The 12,848-nt window shown below is 65.2% G+C and carries 13 protein-coding genes; 6 read left to right on the top strand and 7 right to left on the bottom strand.

Translation table 11 applies throughout. The features are described from left to right. Positions 1-113: 113 nt before the first annotated feature. A complete protein-coding gene (locus tag AB5Y68_RS17510; protein WP_201934820.1) occupies positions 114-1,097 on the bottom strand; it encodes an aldo/keto reductase in 984 nt (327 codons plus the stop codon). A 99-nt stretch (positions 1,098-1,196) separates the two neighbouring features. Between AB5Y68_RS17510 and AB5Y68_RS17505 the strand changes: the two genes are divergently transcribed. Next, a complete protein-coding gene (locus tag AB5Y68_RS17505; RefSeq protein ID WP_266142286.1) occupies positions 1,197-2,105 on the top strand; it encodes a LysR family transcriptional regulator in 909 nt (302 codons plus the stop codon). Positions 2,106-2,219: 114 nt separating this feature from the next. Here the strand turns inward: AB5Y68_RS17505 and AB5Y68_RS17500 are convergent, their stop codons facing one another. Together AB5Y68_RS17500 and AB5Y68_RS17495 are read right to left on the bottom strand one after the other, a co-directional pair. Next, the gene (locus AB5Y68_RS17500; protein ID WP_039039279.1) at positions 2,220-2,912 is read right to left on the bottom strand and encodes a response regulator; all 693 of its coding nucleotides are present in this window, start codon (positions 2,910-2,912) and stop codon (positions 2,220-2,222) included. A 3-nt stretch (positions 2,913-2,915) separates the two neighbouring features. After that, the gene (locus AB5Y68_RS17495) at positions 2,916-4,481 is read right to left on the bottom strand and encodes a sensor histidine kinase (protein WP_041213369.1); all 1,566 of its coding nucleotides are present in this window, start codon (positions 4,479-4,481) and stop codon (positions 2,916-2,918) included. Between the two features lie 258 nt (positions 4,482-4,739). On the opposite strand from AB5Y68_RS17495, the gene slyA reads away from it, so the two are divergent. The 4 genes from slyA (at position 4,740) to AB5Y68_RS17475 (ending at position 7,852) form a co-directional block, all read left to right on the top strand. Beyond that, positions 4,740-5,213: a transcriptional regulator SlyA gene (gene slyA / locus AB5Y68_RS17490; RefSeq protein WP_010673459.1), complete on the top strand. Its 474-nt coding sequence runs from the start codon at positions 4,740-4,742 to the stop codon at positions 5,211-5,213. Between the two features lies 1 nt (position 5,214). Beyond that, a complete protein-coding gene (locus AB5Y68_RS17485; protein ID WP_010673458.1) occupies positions 5,215-6,270 on the top strand; it encodes an HlyD family secretion protein in 1,056 nt (351 codons plus the stop codon). Between the two features lie 10 nt (positions 6,271-6,280). Continuing rightward, the gene (locus tag AB5Y68_RS17480; protein WP_010673457.1) at positions 6,281-7,309 is read left to right on the top strand and encodes a DUF2955 domain-containing protein; all 1,029 of its coding nucleotides are present in this window, start codon (positions 6,281-6,283) and stop codon (positions 7,307-7,309) included. A gap of 183 nt (positions 7,310-7,492) precedes the next feature. Next, on the top strand, positions 7,493-7,852 hold the full coding sequence (locus tag AB5Y68_RS17475) for an MliC family protein (RefSeq protein WP_010673456.1): 360 nt from the start codon (positions 7,493-7,495) through the stop codon (positions 7,850-7,852). Positions 7,853-7,910: 58 nt separating this feature from the next. Here the strand turns inward: AB5Y68_RS17475 and AB5Y68_RS17470 are convergent, their stop codons facing one another. The 4 genes from AB5Y68_RS17470 to nrdD form a co-directional block, all read right to left on the bottom strand. Then, positions 7,911-8,297 carry an energy transducer TonB gene (locus AB5Y68_RS17470; RefSeq protein ID WP_039039277.1) on the bottom strand — a complete coding sequence of 129 codons (387 nt, stop codon included), beginning with the start codon at positions 8,295-8,297 and terminating at the stop codon, positions 7,911-7,913. Positions 8,298-8,437: 140 nt separating this feature from the next. After that, on the bottom strand, positions 8,438-8,608 hold the full coding sequence (locus tag AB5Y68_RS17465; RefSeq protein WP_010673454.1) for a YqaE/Pmp3 family membrane protein: 171 nt from the start codon (positions 8,606-8,608) through the stop codon (positions 8,438-8,440). A 57-nt stretch (positions 8,609-8,665) separates the two neighbouring features. Next, entirely contained in the window at positions 8,666-9,175 is a 510-nt protein-coding gene (nrdG, locus tag AB5Y68_RS17460) for an anaerobic ribonucleoside-triphosphate reductase-activating protein (protein WP_010673453.1), read from the bottom strand. A 116-nt stretch (positions 9,176-9,291) separates the two neighbouring features. Beyond that, a complete protein-coding gene (gene nrdD, locus AB5Y68_RS17455) occupies positions 9,292-11,409 on the bottom strand; it encodes an anaerobic ribonucleoside-triphosphate reductase (RefSeq protein ID WP_039039276.1) in 2,118 nt (705 codons plus the stop codon). A gap of 439 nt (positions 11,410-11,848) precedes the next feature. Between nrdD and AB5Y68_RS17450 the strand changes: the two genes are divergently transcribed. After that, entirely contained in the window at positions 11,849-12,817 is a 969-nt protein-coding gene (locus AB5Y68_RS17450) for an ABC transporter substrate-binding protein (protein WP_368207412.1), read from the top strand. Positions 12,818-12,848: the final 31 nt, after the last annotated feature.

The raw sequence follows: 12,848 nt of genomic DNA, 5'->3' as shown, positions 1-12,848 counted from the left end.
TCGCCGTGGCAGCATAAAGAAGGGAGCCTCGGCTCCCTTTGTCATTTTCTCGCCCAGGTGGTGCCCTCAACGGAGCGAGCAGGCCAACCCGGGGCGGGCTGAGTGCGAGCCGCTCATGCGTTCACCCCCTTCATCCCCTCGGCGGTATAGCGCTCCCCCGCCACCGGCAGGGTCCGGATGGCCTGTCCCAGGGCCCCGAGCTCTGCTGGGGAGAGGCGCAGCGAGAGGGCGCCGAGGTTATCCTCAAGGTGGGTCAGGCGCCGGGTGCCGGGGATGGGCACTATCCCCTCCCATTGCGCCAGCAACCAGGCCAGGGCTATCTGCGCCGCCGTGCACCCCTTCTGCCGGGCCAGGGCCATGACCGCCTGCACCAGGGTGCGGTTGGTGGCGAGGTTTTCCCCCTGAAACCGCGGCAGACCGGCCCGAAAATCCCCCTCCTCGAACACCGCCTCCTGCTGGTAACGCCCGGTCAGAAACCCGCGCCCCAGGGGGGAGTAGGCCACCAGACCAATCCCCAGCTCCCGGCAGGCGGGCAGCACCGCCGCCTCCACCTCCCGCGTCCAGAGGGAGTATTCGGTCTGCACCACCGCCACCGGGTGCACGGCATGGGCGCGCCTCAGGGTGGCTTCGCTCACCTCGCACAGACCGATGCGGGCTATCTTGCCCTCCTGCACCAGTTGCGCCAGCCCGGCCATGGTCTCCTCGACGGGATGGGCCGGATCGAGGCGGTGCACATAGTAGAGATCGATCTGCTCGATGCCGAGGCGGCGCAGGGAACCCTCGCAGCTCTGGCGTGCATAGGGGGCGCTGTTGTCGAGGGTACGCCTGTACTCCCCGTGCTGGCGCACGATGCCAAACTTGGTGGCGACCTTCACCTGCCCCCGCCGGGTCGCGAGAAAACGCCCGATCAGCGCCTCGTTGTGGTGGGGGCCGTACATGTCGGCGGTGTCGAGCAGGTCGATGCCCCGCTCCACCGCCTCCGCCAGCACCCGCAAGGACGTCTCATCGTCCCGCGGCCCGTAGAATTCGCTCATCCCCATGCAGCCCAGCCCCAGGGCAGAGACCTGCAGATTGGCTCCCAGTGTTCGTCGTTGCATCGCATTTTCTCCCTGACAAGTTGCAGGGGAGTATGGTCTTCCGAAAATGAATGAGATATAGAGATAACTGGCAACCTATCTTCCGATTATGGAAATACTATGCACGATCCCCTGCTCTGGGACGACGCCCGCGTCTTCCTGGCCATCACCCGCAGCGGCACCCTGAGCGGTGCCGCCCACGCCCTGCGCATGGGGGTGGCCACCGTCTCCCGGCGCCTGGACAGGCTGGAGGCGGCCCTCGGCCTGCCCCTGTTCAGCCGCCACCAGCAGGGCTATCGCCTGACCGACGACGGGGAGGCCCTGCTTGAGCGAGCCGAGGCGCTGGAACATGCGGGACTGGCCTTTGGCGAGGCGGGGCAGTTGCAGGGCCAGGTGGCCGGCACAGTGCGTCTCGCCACCGCCGAGAATCTGGCCAATCCCCTTATCATCCCCTCCCTGCCGACGCTCTTTGCCCAGCACCCCGAGCTGAGGGTGGATCTGGTCACCGGGGTGCAGACGGTGAACCTGCACCGGCGCGATGCCGATCTCGCGGTGCGCATGGTCAAGCCCGATGCCGGCCACCTCACCCTGCGGCGCCTGGGCACCCTGGGCTTTGGCCTCTACGGGACCGGCGCCTACCTGGATGCCCGCAGCCCCGGGGTGGATGCCGCCAGCTTCGATCAGGATGACTTCATCGGCTGGAACGAAACCCAGAGCCACCTGCCCGCCGCCAGATGGATGACCCGCATGCTGCGCGGCCGCCCCTGTCGGGTGGAGACCGGCACCCTGGCGGCCCAGCTCGCCGCCGCCCAGGCCGGTCTGGGGCTCGCGGTACTGCCCCACTACCTCGCCCGCCAGACGGATCTGGTCTGCCTGCTGCCGGAGCTCGGGGTGGATCAGCCCATCTGGCTGGTGCTCCACAGCGATCTCGCCCACTCCCGGCGGGTGCGGGCCGTGGCGGATCACCTCATCGCCCTGTTCGAGCGCGCCCGCACCGCCCTGCACCCCTTCTCGGGCGACCCCAGATAGAGGGGCCGGGTCGCATCGGGGCGAAACAAAAGGGAGCTCAAAGGCTCCCTTTTATCTGCGCGGCCTGCGCAGCATGGTGTGCGCGGCCTCTTCGGCGTTGTGCCTGCGGCGGGGTCACGACTCCCGGCGCCAGTGGTAACGCCGCTCCGGGCGGCCACGCTGGCCGTAGTTGAGCTCCACGTCCAGCCGATCTTCTGACTCCAGAAACTCCAGGTAACGGCGGGCCGTAGTGCGACTCAGGGAGAGGCGCAGGGCCACGGTGTCGGTGGAGAAGGTGTTGTCCGGCTCCCCCGCCAGCAGGTCCAGCACCTGGCGCAGGGTGATGGCGTCGATCCCCTTGGGGGTTTCCCGCGCCTCCCGCCCCTGGTTGCGCGCCTTGCCCATCAGGCGGTCCAGATCGCTCTGGGCCAACTCCCCCGGCTCGCACAGGCGGCGATGGAGGACCAGGATCTCCTCCAGGCTCTGCTGGATGCGAAACAGCCGCAGCGGCTTGATGACGTAGTCCTGGACTCCCAGGTTGAGGGCCTGCTGTATGGTCTCCACGTCGCAGGAGGCGGTCACCATCATCACCATCACCTCCCGGTTGTGGCTGCGCAGCCGGCTCACCCACTCCAGGCCCGAGCCATCGGGCAGGGAGATGTCGACCATCAGCAAGCGGGGCTCGCTCCCCGCCATCAGGCGATCCGCCTCGGCCAGGGTGCCGGCCCGCCCCATCAGGGAGAACCCGGCCGTGGAGGAGACCAGCTCCCCCAACATGGCGCCTATCCGCTCGTCATCCTCGATAATCAGCGTGAAGATTGGCTTCATGACTTACACCAATTGGTTTTTATTCAAATAGATACCGAACAGGGTCGTCTGCTCGGCGGTGCGGCGCCATTCTATCACGCCCCCCCGCCTGGCCACCGTCTTCTTGACCAGGAAGAGGCCGACCCCGTGATCCCCGGTCTGGCGGCTGACACCGTAGTCGAACAGGTGATCCGCCAGCGCCTCGTCCACCCCCTCGCCACTGTCCTCCACCTCGATCACCAGCCGCCGCCCCAGATCATCGAGGGAGAGCAGCACCCTGGGCGCGGCGTGCTCGCGGTTCCCCCAGGCGGCGCGAATGCCGTTGTCCAGCAGGTTGCCGATGCAGGTGATGAGATCCGCCGACACCTCGGCCGGATACTCCCCGAGGGCCGACCCCGCATCCAGCACCAGCTCCACCCCCAGCTCCCGCGCCCGGCTGAACTTGCCGAGGATGAGCCCGGCCACCGGCTTGTTCTCGATGACCCGCAGCAGATCCTGCAACATGTTCTGGCAGGCTTCGTTCTCCTGCTGGATGAGGTCTACCGCCTGATCCACGTGGCCGAGTTGGAGCAGACCGGAGAGGCTGCTGAGCTTGTTGGCGAATTCATGGGTCTGGATGCGCAGCATCTCGCCGTACTGGCGCAGGTGGGTCACCTGCATGCCCAGGCTGCCGGTGCCGTCTGGCCGGCTGAAGATGAGCATGCGCCCCGGCTCGCGACCGCTGAGCTCCTGCCAGTGGCCGACGAAGTCATCCCCCTGCACGGTGAACCTGACCGCCCCCCCTTGCTGCAACGTGGGCACGAGGCCGGGGGCCAGCTCCGCCAGGGAGCGGCCCAGCAGGGCGTGGCGCCCGGTGCCGGGCAGTCGCAACTGGTAGAAGGCGGCGCTGTTGAGCATGGTGATCCTGTGCTGGTTGTCCAGGGCCACTATCCCCTCCGAGATCCCCTCCAGCACCAGATCCTGCTGGGCGAAGCGATTGGCGATGGTCTCCGGCTCCAGATCCAGCAGGGTGCGCCGCAGCAGGTGCTGCACCCAGAGCGCCAGCAGCAGGCCGCACCCCAGCACCGCCGCGATGGCGCCGACCAGCAGGGCGATCCGCTCCTGATAGGTGCCCTCCACGGTGCGCATCAGATAACCCACCGCCACCGCGCCGATGGCCTGGCCATCGGGCCCCACCACGGGCGCGAAGCAGCGGATGGCGGGGCCCAGGGTGCCCACGTCCCGGGAGCAGTAGCTCTCGCGCGACTGGAGTGCAGGCCAGATGTCCTCCCCCCGGAAGGTCTGGCCCACCAGCTCGGGCGAGGGGTGGCTCAGGCGCCTGGCATGTTCGTCGGTCACCACCATGTAGGCGGCATCGGTGCGGCTGCAGATCCCCTGCACATAATCCCGCAGCCCGGGATCGCTCCCCTTCTCCAGGGCCTGGACCACCCGGCTGTCCGCCGCCAGCACCCGGGCCAGATCGCTCCCCTTCTCCTTCAGGTTGTTCTCCAGCAGGTGGCGCATGAAGAGGGCGAGCAGACAGCCCAGGATCAGGATCAGCAGCAGTGACAAGCCAAGCGAGAGGGTGACTAGCTGGTGGCGCAGTTTCATCGTTCAACCTTGCAGCGGACGGGGAAGCCCAGGGTGAGGGTGTCCCCCGGCCGGGTCAATGGCCAGCCTGGCGCACCTCAAAGGTGGCCACTCTAACGCCTCCTCCGGCCGTTGTCGGTTAGCTGGCCCGCAAAGCCATATAAAAACTTAAACACCACGGCCCGGGCAAAAAACCTGAACGTGAGCTGTATCACACTATTTACTTAGCCTGCGAAATAAATATAATGCTTCGCAAGCTAAGTAATTGAGGTGCCCGTCATGAAAAAGGATCTGGAGATGTTGCGAGAACTCTCCCTCGCCGAGCAGCTGGGGCGATTGCACCGGCTCTGGCGCACCGTGGCCGATCTCGAGCTGGCACCTCTGGGGCTCACCCATCCCCGCTGGACCGCCCTGTGGAAACTCAGCCGCCTCGGCGGCCACCTCAGCCAGAAGACCCTGGCCGAGGCCCTGGAGATAGAGCTCCCCTCCCTGATGCGGACCCTGGGTCAGCTCGAGGAGCAGGGGCTGATCGAGCGCCATTGTTGCAGCCAGGACAAGCGGGCCCGCATCGTCACCCTGACCCCGGCGGGCAAGGCGCTGCTCGATCAGATCGAGGGCCGCATCATCGCCGTGCGCCGGGAACTGCTCACCGGCATCAGCCAGCAGGAGCTGGCCCAGTTTGAAGACATTGTGCACCGCATCTCCGCCAACGCCCTCGGCAAGATAGCCGCACAGCATGAAGAGAGAGAATAAGATGACACCGGATCAACAATTCAAGCGCTGGATAAAGTGGGCCATCGTCTGCTTCGTCCTGGTGTTTGGCTACTTTCTGCTGGCCGACATCAAGATGCCCCTGACCCCTCAGGCCATGGCCACCCGGGTCGTCACCCGGATGGCCCCCCAGGTCAGCGGCAAGGTGGTCGAAGTCGCCGTCGCCAACAACCAGCACGTCAAGCAGGGGGATCTGCTGTTCGCCCTCGACCCGGAGCCCTTCCAGCTCGCCGTGGATCAGGCCAGGCTCGCCCTGGATCAGGCCAGGCAGCAGAACCGCCAGCTGGACGCGACCCTGACCGCCTATGAGGCGGAGTACAGCTCGCTGCGCACCCAGGCCGACCAGAAACAGCGGGAAGCGGCGCGCATCGACGCCCTCTACCGCCGTCACATGGTCTCTGAACAGCAGAAAGATGACGCCGACAGCGCCGCCCGCACCGCCCGTGCCAACCTGCTCGGCAGCCAGGCCCGGGTAGAGCAGGCCCGCGTCAACCGCGGCTTGCCAGGGGAAGACAACCTGCTGCTGCGCCAGGCCCGCAACCGCCTCGCCCAGGCCGAGCTCAACCTCGCCTACAGCCGGGTTCATGCGAGCCAGGACGGCATCATCACCAACCTGCAGCTCAAGCCTGGCAGCGTGGCCAATGCAGGCTCCCCCCTGCTGGCCCTGGTCTCCGAGCAGGTGGACGTGATCGCCGATTTTCGCGAGAAGAGCCTGCGCCACGTCAGCGCCGGCAGTCAGGCCCTCGTCGCCTTCGACGGCGAGCCCGGTCGTCTCTATCCTGCCCGCGTCGCCAGCCTGGATGCCGGGGTCAGCGCCGGCCAGTTTGACGCCAACGGCCAGCTTGCGAACCCCGTCGAGTCCGATCGCTGGGTGCGCGATGCCCAGCGCCTGCGCCTGCACCTGACCCTGGAGCAACTGCCCGCCCACCTGCCGGCCGGGGCCCGCGCCACGGTGCAGTTGCTGCCGGACAACACCCTGACCGGGCTGCTGGCCCGCGGCCAGATCCGTCTGCTCAGCCTGCTGCACTACATCTATTGAGATGACGACCATGAACCTGTGGCACAGACCCCTCACCCCCAACGAACTGCGCCAGTGTCTGCGCATCGCCTTTGGCTGTACCCTGGGGTTTGTGCTGTGCAAGATCTTCGGCTGGAGCAACGGGGTCTTCTTCACCGTCACCCCGGTGCTGCTGCTCGGCCTGGTGCCGGTGATGAACGGTCACGCCGCCCGCCAGCTCATCGCCTCCGCCGCCATGTGCGGTCTGGAAGTGGGGCTGCTCGGCGGCCTGTTCGGCGGCCACCCGGGGCTCATGACCCCCCTGGTCTTTTTGCTCTTCCTCTACCGTTTCGCCGCCATGTCCCGGGGCAGCCTGTTCCTGTTCGGTGCCAACGGGGTGCTGAGCCTCAGCATCATGCTGCACTTTGCCAGCTACCCCGGGATTGATCTGAACGACCTCATCTTCAGCAACCTCTGGGCCAGCGTCCTGTCGGTGCTCATCGCCTATCTGATGACGGCCCTCATTCCGGACGTGGAGGAGCGACCCAGGCCGGCCCCCTCCCCCAAGGCGCCGCACCGGATGCGCCACGAAGCCCTGCTGGGGGCGTCCATCGCGACCCTCTCGTTCCTGGTGTTCCAGATCTTCGATCTGCGCGACTCCATGTCCGCCCAGGCCACCACCCTGCTGCTGCTCTTCCCCATGCACTGGAACGGCGCCCTGGACTATGCCCGCAAGCGGGCCATGGGCACCCTGCTGGGGGTGAGTTTCGGCATCCTGGGGCAGCTGGTGCTCTATGACTGGTCCGGCTTGCTGCTGCTGGTGACCCCGGTGCTCTGGCTCGGCGCCATGCTGTTCAGCTATGCCCATGTGAAGGAGGCGAGCGGCTCCGGAGTCGGTTTCGGTGCCCTCACCACCCTCGGCATCCTGTTCGGCCAGTACCTGACCCCGGGCAACGACCTGGTGTTCAGCGCCCTCTATCGGGTGAGCAGCATCCTCTTTGCCATCGTGGTCACCCTGCTCGCCTGCTACCTCATCCACCGGCTGCTCAATCGCTTCGAGGCGACACGGTTCGGCCACTGACCCTTTTCTGCAGCCATTGGACGGCTCCCTTTCGCCCCGCTTGCCTGCCGGGGCGTTTTTTTGCCTGCCCCACGGACCGGAGGGAGACGGACGCATCCCGACGCAGGGCTCCCGCCACGAGGTTGCAGTTGTGCCTCATCCTGTTAGGCTCAAGGCCATATGACACCGTTGTGAGGATCAAACATGAAACACGCCAAGCTCTTTCTACTGGGGGCGGGCGCCATCACCCTGCTCGGCGGCTGCGATCTGGGCAGCGGCAAGCTGGGAGTGACCGGCGGCGATCCCGTCACCTATCTGTGTGAACAGAACCAGAAAGTGCAGGTTCGCTACTTCTCCCTCTCGGACGAGAGCCTGAACTTCGTCAAGCTCTCCCTCCCCGATGGCAAGGATTACACCCTGCCCCAGGCGGTTTCCGCCTCCGGCGCCCGCTATACCGACGATCACGAGGTGGTCTGGTGGAACAAGGGCAAGGAGGGGTTCGTCGAGATGCGTGATGACGCCGGGGAGTGGCAGAGCCGCTACAACGACTGCAAGGAGCAGTGATCCGCGCCGTCATGGCACAGAGCCCACACGAAACACCCCGGCCTGGCCGGGGTGTTTGTCATTTCACTTCCACTTCGAATCGGGCCACAACCCGAGCCGGAATGGCTTGCTGATTCTGCTCCGATGGCCGGTAGCGCAGCTGCGCCAGCCCGGAGATGGCGATGAGATCCAGCACGCCGGGCGGCTGGGACTCCAGTACCTCTGGGCTGAACAACGTGCCATTGGAATCGATGAGGTAGCGAAGGGTCACATACCCCTTGACCGGCCTCTTCGCCGGCAGCCCCCCGACCGGGTTAAAACTGATGGCATCCCCCACCAGCACCCAGTATTCGGGCAGCGTTTCCCAGGTGACATCCACCGGAGGCTGATTCAGCTTGGCGGTGGGGCTGGCACAGCCCCCGAGCAGGGCCAGGGCGGCCCACAGCAACAACCCTTTCACTCGCACTCGACATTCCCTCTTCGTTGTATCGCTCGACTCCATGAGCGACGCGCCAGTGTCAGGCAAAGGGGCTCATTCGGGAAGTCCCCATCTGGCAGGCAAAAAAAAGCCAACCCCGGAGGGTTGGCCTTGTGATCTCTCACGGCTCAGGCACGCTTGTCGCTTACCACCAGCCAGAGGGCATGAACCATGCCGGGCAGACCGCCCAGCAGGGTCAGCACTATGTTGATGAGGAAATGGAGGCTGAAGCCTACCTGGATAAAGGCGCAGACCGGGGGGAGAAAGATGGCCAGCAGGATCTTGAGCAGATTGTTCATCGGGATTCCTCGTGTAAACAGCGCTTGGGGTTGGCCTAACCATAAACACCCAAGGCCTCAACTGCAAACCAGACAGGGGATCCGCTCTCCTCCTTTCCGCCAGGCGTTGAGGTCATGAACCATCTGGTTGCTGCTGCCGCGCCAGAGCAGACCGGGATCCGCCAGGGCCTTCTCGAACCTGCCATCCACCAGCACGTCCAGCAAGGCCACCAGCTCCCGCTGGGCCGGGCTGAGATCGGCCAGCAGATAGCCGGTCCAGCACCAGATGTCCTTGCCGGGGCACTCGGCCCGCACCCGCTTCACCAGCGCCAGCACATGCGGCACGTTGGCGGGGTGGAGCGGATCGCCGCCGGAGAGCGACAGTCCGCGCCGCTTGATGCGGCTGTCGTTGAGATCGTGAATGATGCGATCGCTCATCGCCTCATCGAACGGCTTGCCCCCATCGAGCCGCCAGGTGCTCTGGTTGTAGCAGCCGGGGCACTGGTGCTCGCAACCCGACACGAACAGGGTGGCGCGGGTGCCGGGGCCGTTGATCACATCGACCGGGTAGTACTGGTGGTAGTGCATTCGAGTTCTCTGGGTTAACGGCCAACCCCCTCCCAACCTCCCCCTTCGAAAGGGGGAGGAGCTTCTTTTTTGCCCCCTCCCCTGCCAAGGGGAGGGCTGGGGTGGGGTCTGCTCGCTTACATATGCTTGACGCGGCGCTTCACCTCTTCCTGCTTGCCCGCGTTGAAGGGGCGCGCATCCGGGCTGCCGAGATAGCCGCACACCCGGCGGGTCACCGACACCTTGGCCGGGTCGTGGTTGCCGCAACGCGGGCAGGTGAAGCCCTTGGAGGTGCACTCGAACTCGCCGGTGAAGCCGCAGTCGTAGCACTCGTCGATGGGGGTGTTGGTGCCGTAATAGGGCACCTTGTCATAGCTGTAGTCCCAAACGTTCTCCAGCGCCTCCAGGTTGTGCTGGATGTTGGGGTACTCGCCGTAGCAGATGAAGCCGCCGCTGGCGATGGGCGGATAGGGCGCCTCGAAGTCCAGCTTGTCGTAGGGGTTCACCTGCTTCTCCACGTCCAGGTGGAAGCTGTTGGTGTAGTAGCCCTTGTCGGTCACCCCGGCCACCACGCCAAACTCCTTGGCATCGATGCGGCAAAAACGGGTGCAGAGGTTCTCGCTCGGGGTGGAGTAGAGGCTGAAGCCGTAGCCGGTCTCCTCCTTCCACTCGTCGGTGGCCGCCTTGAGCCGCGCGATGATGGCGATGGCCTTCTGGCGCAGGGTCTCGCTGTCGAACAGGTGGACGCCGGTGCCATAGAGGGCGTTGATGGTCTCGTGTACCCCGATGTAACCCAGCGAAATGGAGGCGCGGCCATGTTTGAAGATCTCGCTGATGTTGTCATCGGCCTTGAGGCGCACCCCGCAGGCCCCCTCCATGTAGAGGATGGGAGCGACCCGGGCCTTGACCCCGTCCAGGCGCTTGATGCGGTACATGAGCGCTGTCTTGGCCACCCGCAGGGCGGCGTCCAGCTTGTCCCAGAAGTCCGCTTCATCGCGGGATTTCAGGGCAATGCGCGGCAGGTTGAGGCTCACGACCCCCAAGTTGTTGCGCCCCTCGTGGAGCAGCTCGCCATTCTCTTCGTAGGCACCGAGGAAGGAGCGGCACCCCATGGGGGTCTTGAAGGAGCCGGTCACCTTGACCACCTGGTCGTGGTTGAGGATGTCCGGGTACATCCGCTTGGAGGCGCACTCCAGCGCCAGCTGCTTGATGTCGTAGTTGGGATCCCCCTGCTTGTGGTTCAGGCCATCCTTGATGGCGAACACCAGTTTCGGGAAGACGGCGGTCTTCCTGTTCTTGCCAAGGCCGGCGATGCGGTTGCCAAGGATGGCACGCTGGATGAGGCGCGATTCCCAGCTGTCCCCCAGGCCAAAGCCGAAGGTGACGAACGGCGTCTGACCGTTGGCGGTGTGCAGGGTATTGACCTCGTATTCGAGGGACTGGAAGGCGTCGTGGCACTCCTTCTCGGTGCGGGCCATGGCATAGGCATCCACGTCCCTGATCCCCCACTCTTCGGCCACCTCCCGATGCTTGTGCCAGCTGATGGTCACATAGGGTGCCAGCACTTCGTCGATGCGGTTGATGGTGGTGCCGCCATAGATGTGGCTCGCCACCTGGGCGATGATCTGGGCGGTCACCGCGGTGGCGGTGCTGATGGATTTGGGAGTGTCTATCTCCGCGTTGCCCATCTTGAAGCCGTGGGTCAGCATCCCCTGCAGATCGATCAGCATGCAGTTGAACATGGGGAAGAAGGGGGAGTAGTCGAGATCGTGGAAGTGCAGGTCGCCGCTCTCGTGGGCCTGCACCACGTCACGGGGCAGCATGTGACTGATGGCGTAATGCTTGGCGACGATGCCCGCCAGCAGGTCACGCTGGGTCGGGATCACCTTGGAGTCCTTGTTGGCGTTCTCGTTGAGCAGGGCCGCGTTGGTCTGCTCCACCAGGCCGCGGATCTCCTGGGCCAGACGACCCCGGGCCTCGCGGGCCTGATCCCGGTCGTGACGGTATTCGATGTAGGCACGGGCGATGGCCTTGTCGTCGGAGGCCATCAGGTGGTTCTCGACCCGGTTCTGGATCTCGTGGATGTCTACCTCCCCTCGCCCCTCCAGCTCCTGGCTGACGGCGGCGGCAATGCGCTCTGCCAGCGCCGGACTGGCCTGATTGACCGCGGCCGCCGCCCGGCTGACCGCATCGCGGATCAGTTGGCCATTGAATGGTGCACGACATCCATCGCGTTTGATCACTACCGGTTTCATCGATTTTCCCCGTATTGAAAGACCTGGTGGCCACCCTCGGCTCACCCTCGTTGAGTCCCCTTCTCCACGCCCGTCCCCGGCGCAAACAAGGTCAGCCAAGGCTTGAAACACCTGGGCTGACACTGAGAGGGCGACCACTTATGCACAGCTTTGTAACACTATATATGGGTGTTTTTTTTATGCTTACCCCTATATGTGGGGTCTATTAGGCACCAAAGCGGTACCCTGTTTCTTGATCCAGAACAGGTTTTGGAAGGAGTGGGGCAGTTCACGACCAGCGCCAAAAGGCGCTCTTTTTGCTCACCCCAGACGGGATGCGGGCTCCCGCCCGGCAGGGGATAAAAAGAGAGGGGCACGCCTTCCGACAACAATTGACCGAGGCGCCAGAGAGCGGGAGAGCACATACTGGGGAACAGTCTGTCCCTTGCGGAAAACACACGTGACCAAGGTCTTGCTCCTGCTCTCCCTCCTCCCCCTCCCGCTGCTGGCCGCCGATATCCTGGTGATCAGCAGCTATCACCAGAGCAACCAGTGGGATCAGAGCTACAGTGCCGGCCTCGAGCAGCACCTCGAGCAGGCGCATCACCTCGGCTATCTCTATCTGGACACCAAGCGCCAGCCCGGCCAGACCCGTGACGAACTGCTCACCAAGGGAATGGCCGCCTACCGGGCCCACCAGCCGGCGCTGGTGATCCTGGGGGATGACAACGCCATCAACGCCCTCGCCCGACCCATCGCCGCCCGGGGAACGCCCGTGGTGTTTCTCGGGATGAACGAGAATCCGCGCCCCAAGGGGCTGGTCGGCCACCCCCTGATCACCGGCGTACTGGAACGCCCCCTGCTCAAACGCAGCATCAGCGAGATGAGTCAGTTGATGGGAGGGCTGGAGCGTGCCCTGGTACTGTTTGACGAAAGCGAGGTGTCCCGCACCGCCGTCGCCCACGAGTTCAAGGGGCGAGGCGAGCTGACGATCGGCCAGACCCGGGTCAGCAGCCGCCAGTTCACCGACTATGGACACTGGCAGGAGGCAGTGCTCGCCAGTCGGAAAAACGGCTATCAGGCGCTCTTCATCGGCCTCTACCACACTCTCACCGACGCTCAGGGCCAGCATGTAAGCGAGCAACAGGTGCTGGCATGGACCAGCGCCAACAGCCCGGTGCCACTGTTCTGCTTCTGGGCCTTTGCGGTGGGCAGGGGAGCCGCCATCGGCGGTCTGGTGCTCGACGGCCACAGCCAGGGAGAGAGAGCCGCCGAACTGGCCAATGCCATCCTCTCGGGCACGGCGCCCGGCGCCCTCTCCCCCCGCGCCGCATCCCGCGGGGAATATCTGTTCAGCAAGAGCGAACTGGCACGCTGGCACCTGACGGCTCCCGATGCCTGGCAGGACAAGGTGAGCTACGTCGAGTGAGCCCACCAACGACAAACCCGGCCAGTGGGCC

Origin of the sequence: Aeromonas sp. R6-1 (assembly GCF_040908165.1) — a bacterium.
GTDB lineage: Bacteria > Pseudomonadota > Gammaproteobacteria > Enterobacterales > Aeromonadaceae > Aeromonas > Aeromonas caviae.
This window is presented reverse-complemented; position numbering and strand designations above follow the sequence as displayed.

What these genes read in the sequence shown, in the direction of transcription:
- nrdG (WP_010673453.1), bottom strand. Translation starts at nt 9,175, where the DNA reads ATGCACTACCACCAGTACTACCCGGTCGATGTGATCAACGGCCCCGGC.
- nrdD (WP_039039276.1), bottom strand. Translation starts at nt 11,409, where the DNA reads ATGAAACCGGTAGTGATCAAACGCGATGGATGTCGTGCACCATTCAAT.
- AB5Y68_RS17465 (WP_010673454.1), bottom strand. Translation starts at nt 8,608, where the DNA reads ATGAACAATCTGCTCAAGATCCTGCTGGCCATCTTTCTCCCCCCGGTC.
- slyA (WP_010673459.1), top strand. Translation starts at nt 4,740, where the DNA reads ATGAAAAAGGATCTGGAGATGTTGCGAGAACTCTCCCTCGCCGAGCAG.
- AB5Y68_RS17475 (WP_010673456.1), top strand. Translation starts at nt 7,493, where the DNA reads ATGAAACACGCCAAGCTCTTTCTACTGGGGGCGGGCGCCATCACCCTG.
- AB5Y68_RS17510 (WP_201934820.1), bottom strand. Translation starts at nt 1,097, where the DNA reads ATGCAACGACGAACACTGGGAGCCAATCTGCAGGTCTCTGCCCTGGGG.
- AB5Y68_RS17485 (WP_010673458.1), top strand. Translation starts at nt 5,215, where the DNA reads ATGACACCGGATCAACAATTCAAGCGCTGGATAAAGTGGGCCATCGTC.
- AB5Y68_RS17495 (WP_041213369.1), bottom strand. Translation starts at nt 4,481, where the DNA reads ATGAAACTGCGCCACCAGCTAGTCACCCTCTCGCTTGGCTTGTCACTG.
- AB5Y68_RS17505 (WP_266142286.1), top strand. Translation starts at nt 1,197, where the DNA reads ATGCACGATCCCCTGCTCTGGGACGACGCCCGCGTCTTCCTGGCCATC.
- AB5Y68_RS17480 (WP_010673457.1), top strand. Translation starts at nt 6,281, where the DNA reads ATGAACCTGTGGCACAGACCCCTCACCCCCAACGAACTGCGCCAGTGT.
- AB5Y68_RS17500 (WP_039039279.1), bottom strand. Translation starts at nt 2,912, where the DNA reads ATGAAGCCAATCTTCACGCTGATTATCGAGGATGACGAGCGGATAGGC.